15 protein-coding genes, 2 tRNA genes and 1 pseudogene are annotated in these 16,050 nt (G+C 72.4%); 5 read left to right on the top strand and 13 right to left on the bottom strand.

Annotation, left to right across the window (positions count from 1 at the left end):
• Window positions 1-37: 37 nt before the first annotated feature.
• The 4 genes from Q8R60_03210 to leuC form a co-directional block, all read right to left on the bottom strand.
• The gene (locus Q8R60_03210; protein MDP3711482.1) at window positions 38-535 is read right to left on the bottom strand and encodes an HU family DNA-binding protein; all 498 of its coding nucleotides are present in this window, start codon (window positions 533-535) and stop codon (window positions 38-40) included.
• A gap of 137 nt (window positions 536-672) precedes the next feature.
• On the bottom strand, window positions 673-918 hold the full coding sequence (locus Q8R60_03215; protein ID MDP3711483.1) for a hypothetical protein: 246 nt from the start codon (window positions 916-918) through the stop codon (window positions 673-675).
• The gene (leuD, locus tag Q8R60_03220; protein ID MDP3711484.1) at window positions 915-1,511 is read right to left on the bottom strand and encodes a 3-isopropylmalate dehydratase small subunit; all 597 of its coding nucleotides are present in this window, start codon (window positions 1,509-1,511) and stop codon (window positions 915-917) included. The genes Q8R60_03215 and leuD overlap by 4 nt, the downstream gene beginning before the upstream one ends.
• Complete coding sequence (gene leuC / locus Q8R60_03225) at window positions 1,511-2,938, bottom strand: 3-isopropylmalate dehydratase large subunit (GenBank protein ID MDP3711485.1); 1,428 nt, start codon at window positions 2,936-2,938, stop codon at window positions 1,511-1,513. The genes leuD and leuC overlap by 1 nt, the downstream gene beginning before the upstream one ends.
• Window positions 2,939-2,986: 48 nt before the next feature.
• On the opposite strand from leuC, the gene Q8R60_03230 reads away from it, so the two are divergent.
• The 3 genes from Q8R60_03230 (at window position 2,987) to Q8R60_03240 (ending at window position 4,801) form a co-directional block, all read left to right on the top strand.
• Complete coding sequence (locus Q8R60_03230; GenBank protein ID MDP3711486.1) at window positions 2,987-3,688, top strand: IclR family transcriptional regulator; 702 nt, start codon at window positions 2,987-2,989, stop codon at window positions 3,686-3,688.
• Window positions 3,689-3,796: 108 nt separating this feature from the next.
• Window positions 3,797-4,069: a hypothetical protein gene (locus Q8R60_03235; protein MDP3711487.1), complete on the top strand. Its 273-nt coding sequence runs from the start codon at window positions 3,797-3,799 to the stop codon at window positions 4,067-4,069.
• 48 nt (window positions 4,070-4,117) lie between these two features.
• Window positions 4,118-4,801: an HNH endonuclease gene (locus tag Q8R60_03240; protein ID MDP3711488.1), complete on the top strand. Its 684-nt coding sequence runs from the start codon at window positions 4,118-4,120 to the stop codon at window positions 4,799-4,801.
• Between the two features lie 47 nt (window positions 4,802-4,848).
• Here the strand turns inward: Q8R60_03240 and Q8R60_03245 are convergent.
• The 9 genes and pseudogenes from Q8R60_03245 to leuA form a co-directional block, all read right to left on the bottom strand.
• Window positions 4,849-4,921 (bottom strand) — tRNA-Glu (locus Q8R60_03245).
• Between the two features lie 36 nt (window positions 4,922-4,957).
• A tRNA-Gln gene (locus Q8R60_03250) sits at window positions 4,958-5,029 on the bottom strand.
• 44 nt (window positions 5,030-5,073) lie between these two features.
• Window positions 5,074-6,522 (bottom strand): glutamate--tRNA ligase, encoded by a 1,449-nt coding sequence (gene gltX, locus Q8R60_03255; protein ID MDP3711489.1) that lies wholly within the window; start codon window positions 6,520-6,522, stop codon window positions 5,074-5,076.
• Complete coding sequence (locus Q8R60_03260; protein MDP3711490.1) at window positions 6,519-7,310, bottom strand: fumarylacetoacetate hydrolase family protein; 792 nt, start codon at window positions 7,308-7,310, stop codon at window positions 6,519-6,521. Before Q8R60_03260 ends, gltX begins: the two co-directional genes overlap by 4 nt.
• Window positions 7,311-7,359: 49 nt before the next feature.
• Complete coding sequence (gene cimA, locus Q8R60_03265) at window positions 7,360-8,925, bottom strand: citramalate synthase (protein MDP3711491.1); 1,566 nt, start codon at window positions 8,923-8,925, stop codon at window positions 7,360-7,362.
• Between the two features lie 162 nt (window positions 8,926-9,087).
• The gene (locus Q8R60_03270; protein MDP3711492.1) at window positions 9,088-9,468 is read right to left on the bottom strand and encodes a CBS domain-containing protein; all 381 of its coding nucleotides are present in this window, start codon (window positions 9,466-9,468) and stop codon (window positions 9,088-9,090) included.
• 63 nt (window positions 9,469-9,531) lie between these two features.
• Entirely contained in the window at window positions 9,532-10,152 is a 621-nt protein-coding gene (locus Q8R60_03275; protein ID MDP3711493.1) for a hypothetical protein, read from the bottom strand.
• 102 nt (window positions 10,153-10,254) lie between these two features.
• Complete coding sequence (locus Q8R60_03280; protein ID MDP3711494.1) at window positions 10,255-11,268, bottom strand: 3-isopropylmalate dehydrogenase; 1,014 nt, start codon at window positions 11,266-11,268, stop codon at window positions 10,255-10,257.
• 101 nt (window positions 11,269-11,369) lie between these two features.
• A pseudogene (gene leuA, locus Q8R60_03285) lies at window positions 11,370-13,025 on the bottom strand (2-isopropylmalate synthase).
• Between the two features lie 278 nt (window positions 13,026-13,303).
• On the opposite strand from leuA, the gene Q8R60_03290 reads away from it, so the two are divergent.
• Window positions 13,304-15,511: a hypothetical protein gene (locus Q8R60_03290; protein MDP3711495.1), complete on the top strand. Its 2,208-nt coding sequence runs from the start codon at window positions 13,304-13,306 to the stop codon at window positions 15,509-15,511.
• 216 nt (window positions 15,512-15,727) lie between these two features.
• Window positions 15,728-16,050 (top strand): hypothetical protein (locus tag Q8R60_03295; GenBank protein ID MDP3711496.1); only part of this gene is annotated, 323 nt, incomplete at its 3' end.

Here is a 16,050-nt window from a genome sequence, read left to right on the forward strand (position 1 = left end):
CATGCGCCGGGGCCCTTCGTGCGAGGTGCGGGTGCTGCTACTTCTTCTTGGCAGCGGCCTTCTTCGCGGGGGCCGCCTTCTTGGCCGGAGCGGCCTTCTTGGCGGGCGCGGCCTTCTTGACCGCGGCCTTGGCGGGCGCGGCCTTCTTGACCGCCGCCTTGGCGGGCGCTGCCTTCTTGGCCGGAGCGGCCTTCTTCGCCGGAGCCGCCTTGGCGGTGGCCTTCGCGGTCGTCTTGGCCGACGTGGCCGCGGCGACCTTCTTGGCTCCGCTGACGACGTCCTTGAAGCCCTGGCCGGCGCGGAACTTCGGCACCGAGGTGGCCTTGAGCTTCACGGCCGCGCCGGTCGCGGGGTTGCGCGCGGTGCGGGCGGCGCGGTCGATCTTCTCGAAGACGCCGAAGCCCGTGATGGCGACCTTCTCACCGCGAGCCACGGCGGCGGTGATGGCGTCGACGACGGCCTCGACGGCGTTGCTGGCGGTCCGCTTGTCACCGACCCGCTCGGTGATGGCCTCGATCAGATCGGCCTTGTTCACGACGGTGTCCCTTCCTGGACGGACGAGGCACTGTGCCCCTTGCCAGGAACGGTAGGGGTCACGAGGGGTCACCACAAACACCTCGACGTCGGAATCTGCTTGTGTCGCGGGCCTTTTCCCGTCACGACGACCCTGGATCAGGTCGTTCCGGCGTCGTCCGCGGCACCCACGCGGCCCGCTTCCCAGTCCGACAGGAGGCTGTCGAGCCGGAGCGCGGCGCGGTCGACGTCGTGCTTGGCCGCATCGCTGATCGCGAGCAATCTCCTTGCAGCACGGGCTTTTTCGTCGTCGGAGACGTCGAGCGAACGCAACGCGCGGTGCGCGTCGCGCAGTCGGTCCGCGAGCGCCGCTGCTCTCGCCTCGGCGTCGGACGGGTCGGTCACGCCGTGACGCGCGCGCGGGGCAGGAAGGGGGGCCGACGTGACTCGAAGTCGTCGATCGCCTCGGCGTGCCGCAGGGTCAGTCCGACGTCGTCGAGGCCCTCCATGAGCCGCCAGCGGGTGAAGTCGTCGAGCTCGAAGGCCGCGGTGATGCCTGCGGCGCGGACCTCGCGGGCCTCCAGGTCGACCGTGACCTGGGTGGTCGGCTCGTCCTCGACGAGCTGCTGGAGCTCTGCCACGACCTCGGCGGGGAGCTGCACGGGGAGCAGCCCGCCCTTGAGGCTGTTGCCCCGGAAGATGTCGGCGAAGCGGCTGCTGATGACGGCCCGGAAGCCGTAGTCGGTCAGGGCCCAGACGGCGTGCTCGCGCGACGAGCCGGTCCCGAAGTTCTCCCCCGCGACGAGGACGCTCGCGCCCTGCCGCTCGGGCTGGTTGAGGACGAACGATGCGTCCTCACGCCACTCGCTGAAGAGCCCCGCACCGAAGCCGGTGCGCTCCACGCGCTTGAGCCAGTCACTCGGGATGATCTGGTCGGTGTCGACGTCGCTGCGGCGCAGCGGTACGGCGGTGCCGGTGTGGGTGGTGAAGGGCTCCATCAGGAGGTGCTCCCGTCGGGGGTGGATGCGAGGGCGGGCAGGTCGGTGGGGGCGGCCAGCCGGCCGACGACGGCAGTGGCCGCGGCGACCTGCGGGGAGACGAGGTGGGTGCGACCGCCGCGGCCCTGACGGCCCTCGAAGTTGCGGTTGCTGGTGCTGGCGCTGCGCTCCCCAGGAGCGAGGGTGTCGGGGTTCATGCCCAGGCACATCGAGCAGCCGGCGTTGCGCCACTCGGCTCCAGCGTCGGTGAAGACCCGGTCGAGGCCCTCCAGCTCGGCCTGGAGCTTGACGAGCATTGAGCCCGGGACGACGAGCATCCGCACGCCGTCGGCGACCGTGCGGCCCTGCACGACCGCGGCCGCGGCCCGCAGGTCCTCCATCCGGCCGTTGGTGCAGGAGCCGAGGAACACCGTGTCCACGGCGATGTCACGCATCGGCGTGCCGGCGGCGAGGCCCATGTAGGCCAAGGCTCGCTCCGCGGCGTCGCGCTGGTTGCCGACCGGCAGGGCCTGCGGGTCGGGCACGGAGCCCGACAGCGCGACGCCCTGCGCGGGGTTGGTCCCCCAGGTGACGAAGGGGGTGACGAGCGAGGCGTCGAGCACGATCTCCTTGTCGAAGACCGCGTCGGGGTCGGTGCGCAGCGACTCCCAGTGCGCGACGGCGGCGTCCCAGTCCGCGCCGGTGGGCGCGTGCGGACGGCCCTGCAGGAAGTCGTAGGTGGTCCGGTCGGGGGCGATGAGGCCGGCGCGCGCACCCCACTCGATGCTCATGTTGCAGACCGTCATGCGGCCCTCCATCGACAGCGCCTCGATGGAGGCGCCGCGGTACTCCACGACGTAGCCCTGGCCACCGCCCGTGCCCACCTGCGCGATGAGCGCGAGGACGAGGTCCTTGGCGGTGGTGCCCGCCGGCAGGTCGCCCTCGACCGTGACGGCCATCGTGCGCGGCCGCGGCAGCGGCAGGGTCTGGGTGGCGAGGACGTGCTCGACCTCGCTGGTGCCGATGCCGAAGGCGAGCGCCCCGAACGCGCCATGGGTGCTGGTGTGGCTGTCGCCGCAGACGATCGTCATGCCGGGCTGGGTGATGCCGAGCTGCGGGCCGATGACATGGACGATCCCCTGGTCCTTGTCACCCATCGGGTGCAGCCGGACGCCGAACTCCTCGCAGTTGCGGCGCAGCGTCTCGACCTGCTGGCGACTGACCGCGTCACGGATCTCGAGGACGTCGGTGGGGACGTTGTGGTCCTCGGTGGCGAGGGTGAGGTCGGGCCGGCGCACGGCCCGACCAGCCTGTCGCAGCCCGTCGAAGGCCTGCGGGCTGGTGACCTCGTGCACGAGGTGGAGGTCGATGTAGAGCAGGTCCGGCTCACCGTCGGCACGTCGTACGACGTGGTGCTCCCAGACCTTCTCGGCCAGCGTGCGTCCCATGGCGACCTCTCCTTGCACTCTCAGTATCTGAGATGGCAGTATCAACGTGTGGAACAGACTAGCGGAGTCGGCGTCCTGGACAAGGCCGTCCTCGTCCTGGGTGCCATCGAGGGCGGCGCGCAGACCCTTGCTGAGCTGACGGCGCGCACCGGGCTGTCGCGCGCGACGGCCCACCGGCTGGCCGTGGCCCTGGAGGTGCACCGCCTGCTGGCCCGGGACCGCGACGGCCGCTGGAAGGTGGGCCCGCGGGCCGCGGAGCTCGCCGGAGGTCCCGCGGAGGACCTGCTACTGGCCCGCTCCGGCCCGGTGCTCCAGAGACTGCGGGACCACACCGGGGAGAGCGCCCAGCTCTACCGCCGGCAGGGCGACCGCCGGCTGTGCGTCGCGGCGTCCGAGCGCGGCAGCGGGCTGCGCGACACCGTGCCCGTCGGCAGCCTGCTGCCGATGACCGCCGGCTCCGCCGCGCAGGTCCTGCTGGCCTGGACCGACCCGGCCGAGCCGCCCGCCGGCAGCGCCTACACCGCCCGCACCCTCGCCGAGGTCCGCCGCCGCGGCTGGGCGCATTCGGTCGCCGAGCGCGAGCAGGGCGTGGCCTCGGTCTCCGCGCCCGTCCGCGGCCGCGACGGCCGGGTCCTGGCGGCGCTGAGCGTCTCCGGCCCGCTGGAGCGCCTCACCCGCTCCCCCGGCCGACTGCACGCCGAGGCCGTCGTCGCGGCCGCCGGCGAGCTCTCCCGCCAGCTCGGGGCCTGACCGGACTAGTCAGGTCAGGTGCCGCAAAACGGTCACACCGGGCCATGGCGGGCACCGCCGCCCGGCCGGACAGTGGGTGCAGTCGCCCCGCCCCCTCCGGAGGTCACCGTGCACCGCTCCCCCGTCCGATGTGTCACCGGCGTCACCGGCGTCACCGGCGTCCCGTCGCAGCGCCGCCGCGCCCGAGCCGGCGCCCCGGCCGCCCCCGTCGACCTCGCTGCCTGGCGCAGCCGCCACGAGGTCGCGGTGCGCCGCACCGCCGCGGCCCCCGTCCGCTACGTGCCGGCGGCGTTCCTCGACGCCCTGCAGGGCTCCTGGGGCGGCCTCGAGCCTGTGGAGGCCGCCGCCCTCGAGCTCGTCCGGCGCGTCTCGGCCCGCTGATCCACAGGCCGCACCCGGCCTGTCGCACCACCGCGTGACCATGTCGGCATGGACTGCTCGGACCCTGGCTGCACCGCCCCCGTCTACGCCCGCGGTCACTGCTCGCGCCACTACCGCCAGCTCCTCCGCCACGGCACCCTGCTGCCCGACCAGGCGCCGACCGCCTGCGCCGTCGAGGCCTGCGACCGACGCGCCGTGACGCGAGGCTGGTGCCACGGTCACTACCTGCGCTGGTCGCGCCACGGCGACGTCCGCGCCGACGAGCCACTCCGCGAGGTCACCCCTGACGCCTGCTCGGTCCCGTCGTGCGTCCGACCGCACCACTCCCACGGGTTGTGCCGCACCCACGTCGGCAGGCACCGGACTTCTGGTGACGCCGCACCTGAGGAACCGGTGCGCACTCCCGCAGGTACCGGGTACGTCAAGCGCGGCTACCGCTACGTGCCCGTCGCCTCCGAGGACCGCTGGCTGGTGTCGGGGGCGACCAGCGCGGCCGAGCACCGCCTCGTGATGGCAAGGATGCTAGGACGCCCGCTTACCCCAGCCGAGTCCGTCCACCACCGCAACGGCCAGCGCGACGACAACCGGCCTTCCAACCTCGAGCTCTGGTCGCGGTTCCAGCCACAGGGCCAACGCGTCGAGGACCTGGTCGAGTGGGCCCACCAGCTTCTGCTGACGTACGCACCTCACGCGCTCCGCGAGGTCCCACCCGCGGCGGTGGATCGTCCCTAGACGCAGAACTGTCCGACTACTTTGCGTAGTCGGACAGTTACTGAATGTACCCCCGATGGGATTCGAACCCACGCTACTGCCGTGAGAGGGCAGCGTCCTAGGCCGCTAGACGACGGGGGCCGGACTTGGTCGTGCATGTGGAGTTGTGGTGATGCGCTGGGCTACCTGGACTCGAACCAAGACTAACGGAACCAGAAACCGTCGGGCTGCCAATTACCCCATAGCCCACAGGTGCAGCGGTCGTGAAGTCTAGCGGACCGCGAGGTCGGACCTCAAACCGCTTCCCGCAGCCGCCTCAGCACGCGCTGCTTGCCCAGCAGCGCCATCGACTCCGGCAGGGGCGGCGCGATGGAGGCACCGCAGACGGCGACCCGCACCGGGCCGTAGGCCTTGCCCCGCTTGAGGCCGAGGCCGTCGATGAGCGCGGCGTCCATGGCGGCCTGCACGGACTCGGTCGTCCACGACTCCAGCCCCTCGAGGGCGTCGGCGCAGGAGGTGAGCACGGGAGCGGCGTCGGGGCCGAGGGACTTCGCCGCGGCCTCGGGGTCCACCGCGAAGTCGTCGTCGGCGACGAAGAAGCAGCGGACCAGCGCGGGCAGCTCCGACAGCAGCGCGACCCGGGTCTGGACGAGCGGGACGAGGTCGGCCATCAGCGCTGCGGCGTCGGCCGGGACGGGCTCGCTCACCAGACCGGCGGCCACGAGGAAGGGCGTCGTACGTCGTACGAACTCCGCGGGCGAGAGCTCCCGCACGTAGTGGCCGTTGAGCCACGACAGCTTCTCGAGGTCGAAGACCGGCCCGACGGTGTTGACCCGCGCCCAGTCGAAGCTCGCGGACATCTCGGCGAAGGAGAAGACCTCCTCCTGCGACGGCAGGGAGTAGCCGAGCAGGCCGAGGAAGTTGAGCAGCGCCTCCGGCAGGTAGCCCTGCTCCTGGAACCACGTGAGCCGGGCCGCGGGGTTCTTGCGCTTGGAGATCTTGGACTTGTCGGTGTTGCGCAGCAGCGGCATGTGGGCGAAGGCCGGCTCGTCCCAGCCGAGCCAGCGGTAGAGCAGCACGTGCTTGGGCGTCGAGCTGATCCACTCCTCGCCGCGCACGACGTGGGTGATGCCCATGAGGTGGTCGTCGACGACCACGGCCAGGTGGTAGGTCGGGAAGCCGTCCGCCTTCAGCAGCACCTGGTCGTCGGGCCGCGGCGCGTGCACCTCGCCGCGGATGAGGTCGGTGAAGGCGAGCGGCGCGTCGTCGGGCACGAGCATCCGTACGACCGGCACCTCGGAGGCACCGCCCAGCTCGGCCCGCTCCTCTGCCGACTTGCCGAGGCACAGGCGGTCGTAGCCGGTCGGGACCTTGCGCGCCTGCTGGTCCTCGCGCATCTGCTGCAGCCGCTCGGGGGTGCACCAGCAGTGGTAGGCGTGGCCGGCGTCGAGCAGCTGCTGCACGACGGGGCGGTAGGTCTCGAGCCGCTCGCTCTGCCGGTAGGGCCCGACCGGGCCCCCGCGATCAGGCCCCTCGTCCCAGTCGAGGCCGAGCCAGGACAGCGTGTCGTAGACCTGCTGCTCGCTGTCGGCGCGGAACCGCGCGCGGTCGGTGTCCTCCACCCGCAGCAGGAACTGGCCGCCCTGCTGGCGCGCGAAGGCGAGGTTGAACAACGACATGTACGCCGTACCGACGTGCGGGTCGCCGGTCGGCGAAGGGGCGACGCGGACACGCACGGTCATCGGGACACCACCGGGTTGGTGAGGGTGCCGATGCCCTCGATGGCGCAGGACACCGACTGCCCTGCGGACAGCGGACCCACCCCGGCGGGGGTGCCGGTGAGGATGACGTCACCGGGCAGCAGCGTCATGAAGGCGCTCACCCACTCGACGATCGCCCCGACGTCGTGCAGCAGCGCCGAGGTCCGACCGTCCTGACGGGGCTGTCCGTCGACGGTGCAGGTGACCCGCAGGTCGCGTGGGTCGATCTCGGTCTCGACCCAGGGACCGAGCGGGCAGAAGGTGTCGTGGCCCTTGCCTCGGGTCCACTGGCCGTCGGCCTTCTGGTGGTCGCGGGCGGTGACGTCGTTGCCGACGGTGTAGCCGAGCACCACGTCGGCGAAGCGCGCCCGCGGCACCTCGCGGCACAGCCGGCCGATGACGACGGCGAGCTCGGCCTCGTGGTCGACCCGCTCGCTGTCGCGCGGCAGCACGATCGCGTCGCCTGGTCCGACGACCGACGTCGACGGCTTGAGGAAGGTCACCGGCGTCGCCGGCGCCTCGCCCCCGGTCACGGCGGCCATCTCGGCGACGTGGTCGGCGTAGTTCTTGCCGATGCACACGACCTTGCTGGGCAGCACGGGGGCAAGCAGCCGCACGGCGCTCAGCGGGTGCTGCTCGCCGGTGGGCTGCATCGGGGCGAACGGGTGGCCCGCCATCGCGTGGACGACGAGGTCGGCGGGGTCGTCCCCCGGCCCCTCGACGACACCGAAGGAGACGTCCCCGTCACGGGAGAACCGGCAGATGCGCACGAGGGGCGAGGCTACCCGGGCCGTCCCGCCCGGTCGCGGGGCCGGGCGGTCAGGACTGCTGGCGGTGGAGCCCCGACGTGTAGGCGTCGTCGAGGGCCTGCCAGGACGCGGCGATGACGTTCTCGTGGACCCCGACGGTGCTCCACTCGGTGTGGCCGTCGCTGGTCTCGACAAGCACCCGCGTCACCGCGTCGGTGCCGTGGGCGCCGCTGACGATGCGCACCTTGTAGTCGACGAGCTCGAGAGCCGACAGCCCCGGGTAGAGCTCCAGCAGCGCGGTCCGCAGCGCCGTGTCGAGGGCGTTGACCGGGCCGTTGCCCTCGCCGGTCGCGACGATGCGCGCGCCGTGGGCGTGCAGCTTGACGGTCGCCTCCGAGACGACCCTCTCGTCGTCGCGCCGCTCCACGATGACGCGCCAGCTCTCCAGCTCGAAGAAGCGCGGCCGCTCCCCCATCTCCTCACGCAGCAGCAGCTCGAAGCTCGCCTCTGCCACCTCGAAGGACCAGCCGACGCTCTCGAGGTCCTTCACCCGGTCGATGACCCTGGTGATGGTGGCGGCATCGGGCTCGAGCCCGAGCTCGCGGCCTTTGAGCTCGATGGTCGCGCGGCCCGCGAGCTCGCTGATGAGCAGCCGCATGTCGTTGCCGACGACCGAGGGGTCCTCGTGCTGGTAGAGGTCGGGGTCGGCCTTGATGGCGCTGACGTGCAGCCCGGCCTTGTGGGCGAAGGCACTCGCGCCCACCCACGGCTGGTGCGGATCGGGCGTGATGTTGGCGACCTCGGCGACGGCGTGGGAGACCCGTCCGAGCTCCTTGAGCCGGCCGTCCGGCAGCACCTGCCGGCCGAGCTTGGCCTCCAATGCGGCGACGACGCTGAAGAGGTCGGCGTTGCCCGACCGCTCGCCGTAGCCGTTGGCGGTGCCCTGCACGTGGGTCGCGCCGACGTCGATCGCGGTGAGCGAGTTGGCGACGGCGCAGGAAGTGTCGTCGTGGGCGTGGATGCCGATGCGCAGGCCGGTGGCGACCGCGGCGCCCACGACGTCCTGCAGCTGCGACGGCAGCATCCCGCCGTTGGTGTCGCACAGCACCAGCACGTCGGCGCCCGCGTCGGCCGCGACCCGCAGGACCTCCAGGGCGTACGCCGCATCCGCGCGGTAGCCGTCGAAGAAGTGCTCGGCGTCCAGGAAGACGCGCATGCCCTCGCCGCGCAGGTGGGCCACCGAGTCCCGGACCATCGCGAGGTTCTCCTCGCGGGTCGTGCGCAGCGCCCGCTCGACGTGGCGCACGTCGGCCTTCGCGACCATCGTGGCGATGCCGGCCCCGCTGTCGCGAAGGTGGGCGAGGTCGCTCGCGACGTCGCCGCCGGGCCGCCGGGTGGAGCCGAAGGCCGCGAGCTGCGCGGTCTGCAGGACCAGCTCGGTGCGGGCGCGGGCGAAGAACTCCGCGTCCTTGGGGTTGGCCCCCGGCCAGCCGCCCTCGATGAAGCCGACGCCGAGGTCGTCGAGGTGGCGGGCGATCGCGAGCTTGTCGTTGACCGACGGCGAGAAGCCCTCGCGTTGCGCGCCGTCGCGCAGCGTCGTGTCGTAGACGTGGAAGGCGTCGGTGGGGACGCTCATGCGTGGGTGCTCCTGAGACGAGAAGACCCCCCAGGCCCGAGGGCGTGGAGGGTCGCGCGCAGTGCGGGGGTCACTACCCCTGCAGTGCGCGCCTGCGAATGATCACGGTGCGGGTCATCGCCCGCCACGGTGCCAGTCGTCTCATCAGGCGTCAAACGCGTCTCACGCCTTAGGACCGCTCCAGACCCGCACGAGGTCGCGGACGGAGAGCACGCCGACGACCTCGTCGCCCTCGCAGACGACGAGGTGCCGGAAGCCGCCGTCGACCATGACCTGCGCGGCGCGCTGCAGGTCCCAGTCGGGCGTGGCCGTCACGGCGTCGGGCGTCAGGTGGTCACCGGCGATCTCGACGTCGGGGTCCTGGTCCTGCGCGAGCGCCTCGAGCACGTCGCGCTCGGTGAGGATCCCGGGGCCGTTGCCGTCGGGGTCCATCACCACGGCCGCTCCCACCTTGCGGCCGGCCATCTGCTTGGCAGCCTGTCGCAGGGTGTGCGTCGGCCCCACCGTGAGCACCGCGGGGGTCATGGCGTCTCGGACCAGCACCGGCCACCTCCAGGTCGACTGGGGGCCGACCCTAGACCCGACGCGGTGTGCTCGTCAGCAGGCTCACCCGGTCTCTGGTGCCCGGATGCCCGCGAGCACCACCTCCGACTCGCGAACGTCGACGACCTCCGCACCGGCTTTCGCGGCACTGGTGCGGCGGATCTCGTCGGCGGCCGGCCGGCTGGCCTCGAGGGCGGAGCGGGTGTCTAAGACCACCGTGGAGACACCGGCCCCGGCGGTGCGGTCGACGAGGAGCACCGCGCTGCAGAAGCCGTCCATCAGCTCGACGGCGGGCAGCGTGGTCGCGCCGTAGGCGTCGATGGCATCGTCGACGTGCGCCGGGTCGATCGACACCCGCGTCGTGCGGGCCCAGAAGCCGGGCTCGGCCGGACGGCGCCGGTCGAGCACGACCATCTCGAGCAGCTCGACTGCCGGGGTGGCGCCGAACAGCTCCCCCGCACGGCTCCGGAGCGGCCGCAGAGCAGAGTCCGAGTCGTCGCGGTCCTGCTCGCTCTCCCAGGCCGTGCTGATGGTGCAGGTCCCGGTCGTCCGGTCGACGAACATCGACAGGCCGCGCGAGCCACGCAGGCCGTCGCAGGCCGGCGCGACCTGCTCCGCCGCGAAGCGGATGAGCTCATCGACCCGGCTCGGGTCGGCGCTGATCGTCGTGGCGCGGACGTGCATCGCGCCACCTCCCTCCGTCGAGGCAGGTGCCCTGTCGGCACCCGGCCGCAGCGGCAGGGTGCTCCTGACAGAGCCGGAGGGCAAGGCCTCGGACGGGTGGGATCAGAGCAGCGCGACCAGCGCGTCGCCCACCTGGCTGGTCGTGCGGACGGCGTCACCTCGGGTGGCGAGGTCGGCGGCGACGGCGGACTCGACGCGGGCGGCCTGCTCGGCGTGGCCGAGGTGGTCGAGCAGGAGCGCGACCGAGAGCACCGTCGCCGTCGGGTCAGCCTTCTGCTGGCCGGCGATGTCGGGGGCGCTGCCGTGCACCGGCTCGAACATCGACGGGTGGGCGCGCGAGACGTCGAGGTTGCCGCTGGCGGCCAGCCCGATGCCGCCGCCGATCGCGGCCCCGATGTCGGTGAGGATGTCGCCGAAGAGGTTGTCGGTGACGACGACGTCGAAGCGCTCGGGCTGCGTGACGAAGAACATCGAGGCGGCGTCGACGTGCTGGTAGTCGACCGCGACGCCGGGGAAGTCGGTGCGCACCTCGTCGAAGACCCGCTTCCAGAGCCCACCGGCGTGCACGAGGACGTTGTTCTTGTGGACCAGCGTGAGGTGGCCGCGCCGGGCGGTGGCCCGGTGGAAGGCGTCGCGGACCACGCGCTCCACGCCGTACGCGGTGTTGAGGCTCACCTCGGTCGCGACCTCATGGGGGGTGCCGGTGCGCATCGAGCCGCCGGCCCCGACGTAGGGGCCCTCGGTGCCCTCGCGGACCACGACGAAGTCGAAGGCCTTGTCCCGCAGCGGCCCGGTGACCCCGGGGAAGAGCCGGACCGGCCGCAGGTTGACGTGGTGGTCCAGGGCGAAGCGCAGCCGCAGGAGCAGCCCGCGCTCGAGGACACCGGGTGGCACCGACGGGTCGCCGACGGCACCGAGCAGGATCGCGTCGTGGCCGCGCAGCTCCTCGAGGACGCTGTCGGGAAGCGCCTCCCCGGTGCGGTGCCACAGCGTCGCGCCGAGGTCGTAGTGGGTCTGCTCGACACCGGGCAGGACCGCGTCGAGGACCTTCAGGCCCTCGGCCACCACCTCCGGGCCGATGCCGTCGCCACCGATGACCGCGAGCTTCGTCGTCATGGTGGCAGCCTAGCCAGTGAGATGGCGCGTCCCAACATGCAGGACGGGGGCGGGGTGGGAGACTGCCCGCGTGATCACGCTCGCGGTCTCGGTGACCACCGTCAGGCGCGGTTGACGGCGCTGACGATGGCGCGGAACGACGCGGTGACGATGCTCGGGTGGACCCCGCAGCCCCACAGGACGCGACCGTCCACGGCGACCTCGAGGTAGGACGCCGCCTGCGCCTCCTCACCGGCTCCGGTGGCGTGCTCGGCGTAGTCGAGGACCCGCACGTCGAGGTCGAGCTCGGCAAGGGCGTGGACGAACGCCGACAGCGGGCCGTTGCCGAAGCCGCTCACGGTCCGCTCCTCCCCCTGCCAGCGCACGAGGGCGTCGACGCAGTCGAGGTCGCCGCTGCTGCTCGTGTAGGACACCAGCTCGAGCGGGGTCGCGTGGCGCAGGTAGGTGGTCTGGAACAGCTCCCAGATCGCCGAGCCCGCGATCTCGCCGCCGTCGGCATCGGCCACCTCCTGCACGACGCGGGAGAACTCGATCTGCATCCGCCGCGGCAGGTCGAGGTGGTGCTCGTTCTTCAGCACGTAGGCCACACCTCCCTTGCCGGACTGGCTGTTGACGCGGATGACGGCCTCGTAGGAGCGACCCACGTCCAGCGGGTCGATCGGCAGGTAGGGCACGCCCCACGTGAAGTCCCGCACGGGGACGCCCGCGGCCTCGGCGTCGCGCTCGAGCGCCTCGAAGCCCTTCTTGATGGCGTCCTGGTGGGAGCCGGAGAAGGCGGTGTAGACGAGGTCGCCGCCGTAGGGGTGGCGCGGGTGCACCGGCAGCTGGTTGCAGTACTCGACGGTGCGCCGGACCTCGTCGATGTCGGAGAAGTCGACCTGCGGGTCGACGCCCTGGCTGAACAGGTTGAGGCCGAGCGTCACGAGGCAGACGTTGCCGGTGCGCTCGCCGTTGCCGAACAGGCACCCCTCGACGCGGTCGGCGCCCGCCTGGACGCCCAGCTCTGCGGCGGCCACCGCCGTACCCCTGTCGTTGTGGGGGTGCAGCGAGAGGATGACGCTCTCGCGGCGCTCGCCCAGGGCGCGGCAGAACCACTCGACCTGGTCGGCGTAGGTCGACGGGACCGACATCTCGACCGTGGCCGGGAGGTTGAGGACGACCGGGCGCTCGGGCGTGGGGCCCCAGACGTCCATGACGGCGGTGCAGACCTCGAGCGCGTAGTCGAGCTCGGTGCCGGTGAAGGACTCCGGGGAGTACTGCCAACGGACGTCGGTGCCCTCGAGCAGCTGCTCGGCGTACTTCTGGCACCACTGAGCGCCCTGGACGGCGATGTCCTTCACCCCGTCCTTGTCGAGACCGAAGACGACCCGGCGCTGGAGGGTCGAGGTGGAGTTGTAGAGGTGGATCAGCGCGGTGCCGCGGAAGCCGGCGAGCGACTGCACGGTGCGCTCGATGAGCTCCTCACGGGCCTGGGTGAGCACCTGGATCGTCACGCCCTCGGGGACGCGGTCCTCCTCGACGAGGGCGCGCACGAAGTCGAAGTCGGTCTGGCTCGCCGACGGGAAGCCGACCTCGATCTCGCGGTAGCCCATGGCCACCAGCAGCTCGAACATCCGCAGCTTGCGCGGGGTGTCCATCGGGTCGATGAGGGCCTGGTTGCCGTCGCGCAGGTCGACGCTGCACCACGTCGGCGCGGCGGTGATGACCTGATCGGGCCAGGTGCGGTCGGACAGGCCGACCGGCGGGAAGGCGGTGTAGCGCCCGAACGGCATCCGGGTGACGACGGGGGTGGCGGGACGGCTCACGGGAGTGGCTCCAGTACGACGGGGTGGGTGCGGCCAGCACGTCGACCCGCGGCAGGGAGCCGGCCTAGGAGAGGGCCCCGCCGCGGCGCGTAAGCAGGAGGCTCGACCGCGTCACAGGACGAGGGTAACCCGATCGTCGCCGTGCCGTCTCCGCAAGGGTCCTACCGCTCGCGGCCGGGACAGGGCAGGCTCGGTCCTGTCACCCGCCCGGGTGAACCGGAGGGAGTCCCGTGCCCGTCCCCGCCCGCTCGTATCTGGCTGGTCTCGCCGCAGGTGTCGCCCTGCTCGTCGCGGGCACGCCCGCGCTGCCGGCAGCCGCCTCCACCCCCACGTCCTGGACCGCCGTCGGCGCCCCGGCTCCCGTCGTGCGCCTGGCCAGCGGCCGCGCGGTCCCGAAGGCGGAGCGCCGCGCGATGCGGGCGCTGCGGGCCTCGGTCGACCCCTCCGACCCGGTGACCGCGACCTTCCAGACCAGCTACGTCGGCGCGTGGGACTCCCAGCAGAAAGCGGCCTTCCAGAAGGCCGTCGACGTGTGGTCACGACTGCTGGTGAGCTCGATCCCGATCGTCGTGCGGGCCGAGCTCGCCGTCCTCGACCCGGGCGTGCTCGGCTCCGCCGGGCCGGCCAACGCGCTCTACAACTCCTCGACGGAGGCGTTCTACGCGGTCGCGCTCGCCAACGCCCTGGCCGGTGAGGACCTCGACCCGCCGGGCACGAGCAGCACCGACCCCTACGACGCCGACGTCGACATCGACGCGACCTTCGCCGACGACGACAACCTCATCTACTACGGGACCGACGGCAACGTCCCGGCCGGGAAGTACGACTTCGCGAGCACCGTCATGCACGAGCTCGGCCACGGTCTCGGCTTCCTCGGAGCGCTCACGGTGCAGGGCGACCAGGGCGGCTACGGCAGCTGCGACCCGGCCTTCGACGCGCCGTTCATCTTCGACCGCTCGACGGTCCACGTCACCAGCTCGACGACCCGGCTGCTCGACTACGCCTGCGGCAGCACCGCCATGGGGACGGCGCTGCGCAGCGGGTCGGTCTTCTGGGACGGCGCCAAGGGCGTCGCCGCGGCCGGCGGGACGCGGCCGGAGCTCTTCGCGCCCTCGACCTGGCAGCAGGGCTCGAGCTACAGCCACCTCGACGAGACGGTCTACGCGTCAGGCACCCTCAACTCGCTGATGACGCCGATCGGCGACGCCCAGGAGGTCAACAACGAGCCGGGCCCGATCGCGCTCGGGATCCTCGCCGACCAGGGCTGGCAGCTGTCGGCCGCGGCCGACCCGCCGGTGGCGACGCGCTACACACCGCTGGCTCCGGCTCGCGTCTTCGACACCCGCAGCGGCGTCGGTACGACGCTCGCGCGCGTGGGGGCCGGCGCGACCCGCGACCTGCAGGTGGCGGGGACCAACGGCGTCCCGTCCGACGCGACGGCCGTCGTCCTCAACGTCACCGGCGTCGCACCCTCGGTCGCCACCGACATCCGCGTCTACCCGACCCCGAGCGCGCCGTCGGCTGCACCGACGGTGTCCAACCTCAACCTCGCCAAGGGCCTCACCCGGGCCAACCTCGTGACGGTCAAGGTCGGCGCGGGCGGGAAGGTCCGGCTCCGCAACAACAGCGGGACGGTGGACCTCGTCGCGGACCTCGCCGGCTTCTACAGCCCCGGAGCGAGCTCGACCTACTTCCCGGTCTCACCGGTGCGCACCCTGGACACCCGGCCGGGTGACACGCGCGGTGTCGCCGTCGCGGGCAAGGTCGCCGCGGGCGATGTCCGTGACCTGCAGGTGGCCGGGGTCGCCGGGGTGCCGCCGTCGGCGACGGCCGTGGTCCTCGGCGTCACCGCCGCCAACGCGACAGCGAGCACCGACGTGCGGGTCTTCCCCCTCGCCGGGAGCGCGTCGCCCGAGATCAGCAACATCAACGCCTACCGCGGCGGGCCGACGCCCAACCTCGTGATCGTCGCCCTCGGGACCGACGGCAAGGTGCGGCTGCGCAACAACAGCGGCGAGGTCGACCTGCTCGCCGACGTCTACGGCTACTACGACCCGTCGGCCTCGGGCTCGCTGTTCCGCGCGCTCACCCCGGACCGAGTGCTCGACACGCGGCGCAACACGGTCACCAAGGTCAGTGGGCCCGGCTCCATCGACCTCGTCGTCGCCGGCGCGGGCGGTGTCGGCGCGGGCGCGACCGCCGTGGTCCTCAACGTCACCGGCACCGGGCCCACCCGGTCGACAGACGTGCGGGTCTTCCCGGCACCGGCCAGTGGCAGCGCCGTACCGACCGTCAGCACCCTCAACCTCGTCCCGGGTCAGACCGCCGCGGACGCGGCGATCGTCCCGGTCGGCAGTGGCTCGAAGGTGCGCTTCTACAACAACAGCGGGGCAGTCGCCCTCATCGCCGACGTCGCCGGGTGGTTCGGCCCGGCGTAACCCACGGCCTGTCTCCACAGGCCTTTCGGCTGTCCACATGCTCGGCCTTCTCGGCCCCACGGGGTCGCGAGTCGGGTGACGATGACGGCTGCCCGCTGACCTGGCCCTTGGGCGCCGCGCCACACCCCCGGCTGGGCCGCGGGACACATCTTGCACCAGGATGTTGCCACACCAGGTTGCCTATGCTTTACTGACGTCAGACGGGAAAGGGACCAGATGCCAGCCACCGGAGCGACCACGCCGGTGGCTCCCGGCTGCCCCGAACCCGGTAGTGCTGCAGCTGAGACCTCTGCTCAGATCGAGGCCGAGCTCGAAGCGTGGGCGCAGTCCAACGCGGCCGAGCACGCCCGGCTCCTCCAGCTCACCCTTGCGCTGCAGGCCGCGTCCGGCCCCGCCGCGGCGTTCACCGACATCAGCCTCGCGTTCTGCCTGCGCATCAGCGAACGCCGCGCCGAACGCCTCCTGCGCGAAGCGACCCGCGTCGCGGCCCTCGCCGTCTCGTTCGCGATCTACGACACCCTCACCCCCGAGCAAGTCAC

Source organism: Mycobacteriales bacterium, assembly GCA_030697205.1.
Lineage (GTDB): Bacteria > Actinomycetota > Actinomycetes > Mycobacteriales > SCTD01 > JAUYQP01.